The organism is Streptomyces crystallinus (assembly GCF_039521265.1).
GTDB lineage: Bacteria > Actinomycetota > Actinomycetes > Streptomycetales > Streptomycetaceae > Streptomyces > Streptomyces crystallinus.
Genome location: NZ_BAAACA010000040.1, coordinates 54599 through 59300 on the forward strand (window position 1 = coordinate 54599; position 4702 = coordinate 59300).

Below are 4702 nucleotides of genomic sequence, written 5' to 3' on the forward strand. Positions count from 1 at the left end.
GGCCCGGCGGGACGGGGGCCGGGTCGGCGGGCGAGGGCAGCGGCGCCCCGGCCCGCTCGGCAGCCGACCCGGCGGGCAGCGGCAGCGGCCGGGGCCGCCCGGCCTCGGGCTGTACGGGCTGCGGCTGGGCGGGCAGGGGCTGGGCGGGCAGGGGCTGCGCCGGGAGCGGTTGCAGGGGCAGTGGCTGGGGCGTCTGCCCGGGCGCCGGGTCCCCCGGCTGCCCCCAGGAGACCCGCCGTGCCGCGTCGTCGCCGAATCCCGACTGGTGGGAGGCGTCGGCGTACCAGGCGGGGGCCGGGTCGGGGCGGCTGCCGTGGAGGGGGGCGGGGTCGGGCTCGTCGAGGAAGACGGGGCCCGTCTCCTCGACGGCGGGCGCCGGGGCCGGCATCGGCGTCGGCGGGGCCGAGGCGAGGGCGGGAGCCGCCGGGGCCGCACCGGCCGGCGGCACGGGCATCGCCTCGCCGTCCGCGGGGGCGGGCCGGCTCGTACCGGGCACCCAGGCGGCGCCGTTCCAGTACCGGACATATCCGGGGATGGACGGATCTGGATAGAAGCCGGCGAGGGGGGTGCCGTCGCCGGTGGCCGGGGTGGGGGCGCTCATCACGGTCCCGTATCTGCTCGTGGGCCTCGTCAATACAAGGGTCCACATCTACCAGACGGGCGACCGCCCCCGGGCGGGTCCGTCGCTACCGACCACAATCCGGTCAACGTACGGCCGCCGCTCACCCGCCTCCGGCACCGGCCGGATGTCCCTGAACCAGGCCCCTTCCCCGGGCCGCCGGAAAAATCTTCGGGAAGTCGCGTCATAGCGGCGCGGTGCCGTGCTCTCACCTGGTACAGCCCCCTTCCGGGCTGGTACGCGGAGAGGAAAGGCACTGTCATGCACACCGTGGTGGAACGCGAGCTGGAGCTCAAACTCGTGCTGTCGCCCGAGCGCAGCATCCCGGTCCCGGCCCGGCTGACCTATCGCACGGACGACCCGTACGCCGTGCACATCACCTTCCACGTCGGCACCGACCACCCCGTCAACTGGACGTTCGCCCGAGAGCTGTTGGTCGAGGGGGTGTTCCGGCCGTGCGGCCACGGCGACGTCCGGATCTGGCCCACCAAGGTGGACGGGCGCAGCGTGATCCTGATGGCGCTGAGCTCACCGGACGGCGACGCGCTCCTGGAGGCGCCGTCCGCCCAGGTGTCGGCGTGGCTGGAGCGGACGCTGCGGGTGGTCCCGCCGGGTTCTGAGACCGAGCAGCTCGGGATCGACGACGGCCTCGCCGAGCTGCTCGCGCCCACGACCGGCCGCAGCCGCGCCGAGGAGCTGTATCTGAACGACCCGTGGCCCTCGGACGAGTCCCGGCCGGAGGAGGGTGCGTGACGGCGGAGGAAACAGGCGTAACGGTTTGTCAGAGCGGCCGGAACGGCCAGGGCTGGGAGAGCGGCCGCAGTGGCCGGGGCGCTCAGAACAGCTTGCCGGGGTTGAGCAGACCCAGCGGGTCGAAGGCCTGCTTGACCGCGCGCTGCATCTCCACGCCCACCGGGCCGAGTTCGCGCGCCAGCCACTCCTTCTTCAGCACGCCCACGCCGTGCTCCCCGGTGATCGTGCCGCCCAGCTCCAGACCCAGCGCCATGATCTCGTCGAAGGACTCCCGGGCCCGCCGCGACTCGTCCTCGTCGGCCGCGTCGAAGCAGACGACCGGGTGGGTGTTGCCGTCCCCGGCGTGTGCGCAGACGCCGATGGTCAGGTCGTACTTGGCGGCGATCGCGGCGGTCCCGTCCAGCATCGCGGCGAGCCGGGAGCGCGGTACGCACACGTCGTCGATCATCGTGGCGGGCTTGAGGGTCTCCAGCGCCGTGAGCGACAGCCGCCGCGCCTGGAGCAGCAGTTCGGACTCGGCGGCGGACTCGGCCGGGACCACCTCGACGGCTCCCGCCGCGGTGCACAGCTCCCCCACGGCCGCCAGGTCGGCGGCGGGGTCGGGGGTGTCGAAGGCGGCCAGCAGCAGCGCCTCGGTGCTCTCCGGCAGACCCATGTGCGCCATGCGGTTGACGGCCCGTACGGTCGTACGGTCCATGAGCTCCAGCAGCGACGGGGTGTGGCCGCGCTCCATGATCGCGCAGACGGCCTCGCAGGCGGCGGCCGCGGAGGGGAACTCGGCGGCGAGCACCAACTGCTCGGGCGGGGCCGGCCGGAGCGCCAGCACGGCCTTCACCACGATGCCGAGGCTGCCCTCGGAGCCGACGAAGAGCCGGGTCAGGTCGTATCCGGCGACGCCCTTGGCGGTGCGGCGGCCGGTCTCGAGCAGACGGCCGTCGGCGAGGACGACGTCGAGGCCGAGCACGTACTCGGCGGTCACCCCGTACTTCACACAGCACAGCCCGCCGGAGGCGGTGCCGATGTTCCCGCCGATGGTGCACTGCTCCCAACTGGACGGGTCCGGCGGGTAGTAGAGCCCGTGTTCCATGACTTTCCGGGAGAGCACGGCGTTGACGACGCCGGGCTCGACGACCGCGACCCGGTCGACCGGGCTGATCTCCAGGATGCGGTCCATCCGGACGAGGCTCAGCACGACGCAGCCCTCGGTCGCGTTGGCGCCGCCGGACAGACCGGTGCGGGCGCCCTGCGGCACGACCGGGACGCGCAGTTCGGTGGCGGTGCGCATCACGTGCTGGACCTGCTCGACCGTACGCGGCAGCACCACCGCGGCGGGCGCCCCGGCGGCGCAGAAGCTCGCCATGTCGTGGGCGTAGGAGGCGGTGACGTCCGGGTCGGTGATCAGCGCGTCGGCGGGCAGTCCCGCGCGCAGCCGGTCGAGGAGGACGCCCGGCGCGTGGGCGGGCGGCACGGAAGCGGACGGCTCGTGAGCGGGCGGCTCGTGAGCGGGCGGCTCGTGAGCGGACGGCACGGAAGCGGACGGCTGGGCGACGGGCTCGGCTCCATCGTTCATGATCCCAGCGTGGCACCCGGGGCCATCGGTGTGAACCCTGCGCGGCCCGGCGGGCGCGAGCGGGATGTGCTCTTCCTATGGACGCACAGTGATCGCCATGGAGACCGAACACGAATGGCCGCCGCACCGGCCGACCCTGACGCTCCCGCCGCCGCCCCGGCCCACCCCGCTGGAGCCCGTCGGGCCGCCGCCGGCCCGCAGCGCGCGGCGCACCATGATCGGCGCGGCGGTGGCCGCGCTGCTGACCGCCGGGGTCCTCGTGGTGCTGCCGCAGACCCGGATCGGCGTGGGCCATGACGCGCCGCCGCCCGCGCCGGGGCCGGTGGCGCGGGCGCTGACGGCCGTCGGTGCCGGGGCGCCCGCGGCGGCCGCCGATCTGACGGCGCTGATCGCGGACCGGCGGGCGTGGGTGCGCGTCCACCCCTCGGACGACGCCTCCTGGGCGGTGCTCGGCTCCGCCTACCTCGGGCGCGGGCTGCGGTCGGCGGACTCCTCGTACTATCCGCGCGCCGAGTGGGCGCTGCGCCGCTCGCTGGCGGTCCGGCCGGCCGCCAAGGGCAACGCGGACGCGCAGCTGGGCCTGGCGGCGCTGGCCAACGCGCGGCACGACTACGGGGCCGCGCGGGCCGTGGCCGAGGAGGTGCGGCGGCGCGATCCCCGGCGCTGGACGGTGTATCCGGTGCTGATCGACGCGTACACGGGCCTCGGTGACCTCAAGGGCGCGGGCGGGGCGGTGGAGAAGCTGCTCGATCTGCGCGGCGGGCCGGTGGCGCTGGCCGAGGCGGGGGCGGTGTACCGGGAGCGGGGCTGGCGTGAGGACGCGGCGGCGCTGCTGGCCCAGGCGGCCGCGTACGCCACCACGCCGGTCCAGAAGGCCGATGTGCTGCGGCAGTTGGGGGACCTGGCGTGGGACCGGGGCGAGCCGGAGGAGGCCCTCGCCCAGTACTCGGCGGCGCTGCGCACGGATCCGGGCGGGGCCGCGGCGCTGGCGGGCCGGGCCCGGGCGGAGCTGGCGCTGGGCCGTACGGGGGCGGCACGACGCGACTACGCGGCGGCGGTCGCGCGTCAGCCGCGCCCCGAGTACCTGCTGGAGCTGGGCGAGTTGTACGAGTCGCTCGGGCTCGGCGCGGACGCCCGCGCCCAGTACGCGCGGCTGCGGGCGCGGGCCGCCTCGGACGAGGGGCACGGGGTGCGCGACACGCTCGTCCTCGGCCGCTTCGAGGCGGACCACGGCGCGCCCGAGTCGGCGGTGGAGCGGCTGCGCGCGGAGTGGCGGCGGGCGCCGAGCGCGGCGGTGGGGGATGCGCTGGGGTGGGCTCTGTACCGGGCCGGGGACGCGGAGGAGGGGCTGGCGTTCGCCCGGGCGGCGGCGGAGAAGGGGGGGCGGTCGGCGCTGTTCTCCTACCACCGGGGGGTGCTGGAGCGGGAGGTGGGGCAGTACGGGGCCGCCCGGCGGGATCTGGAGGAGGCGCTGCGGACGAATCCGTACTTCTCGCCGTTGCTCGCGGTGAAGGCCCGAGAGGTGCTGGAGGGACTGGGGGAACCGCCGGAGGGCGGCCCGAAGGACGTGTACGGCTCCGCCCCGGACACCCCGAAGCCGCGCAAGCGCGGGTAGTGGGCCCCACCCCGCCCCTTCCCTAAACCCTCCGGGGGTGGGTGGGGGTGAGGTGGGTTTCCCGGGGGCTACGCCCCCGGACCCCCGCTGCGCGTTTGTCTGCGGGCCGTGGCCGCTTCTCGCGCAGTTCCCCGCGCCCCTGGGT

General features: G+C 75.7%; 3 protein-coding genes and 1 pseudogene. 2 read left to right on the top strand and 2 right to left on the bottom strand.

From position 1 onward, the window contains the following. Positions 1-649, bottom strand: a pseudogene (locus ABD236_RS28560) (DUF2510 domain-containing protein); the annotation flags it as partial. Between the two features lie 231 nt (positions 650-880). On the opposite strand from ABD236_RS28560, the gene ABD236_RS28565 reads away from it, so the two are divergent. Continuing rightward, complete coding sequence (locus tag ABD236_RS28565; protein ID WP_344078489.1) at positions 881-1372, top strand: SsgA family sporulation/cell division regulator; 492 nt, start codon at positions 881-883, stop codon at positions 1370-1372. 82 nt (positions 1373-1454) lie between these two features. Here ABD236_RS28565 and ABD236_RS28570 read toward each other — a convergent pair whose 3' ends face one another. After that, positions 1455-2942, bottom strand: a complete 1488-nt coding sequence (locus ABD236_RS28570; protein ID WP_344078491.1) for an FAD-binding oxidoreductase — start codon at positions 2940-2942, stop codon at positions 1455-1457. Between the two features lie 97 nt (positions 2943-3039). On the opposite strand from ABD236_RS28570, the gene ABD236_RS28575 reads away from it, so the two are divergent. Further along, positions 3040-4557: a tetratricopeptide repeat protein gene (locus ABD236_RS28575; RefSeq protein ID WP_344078493.1), complete on the top strand. Its 1518-nt coding sequence runs from the start codon at positions 3040-3042 to the stop codon at positions 4555-4557. Positions 4558-4702: the final 145 nt, after the last annotated feature.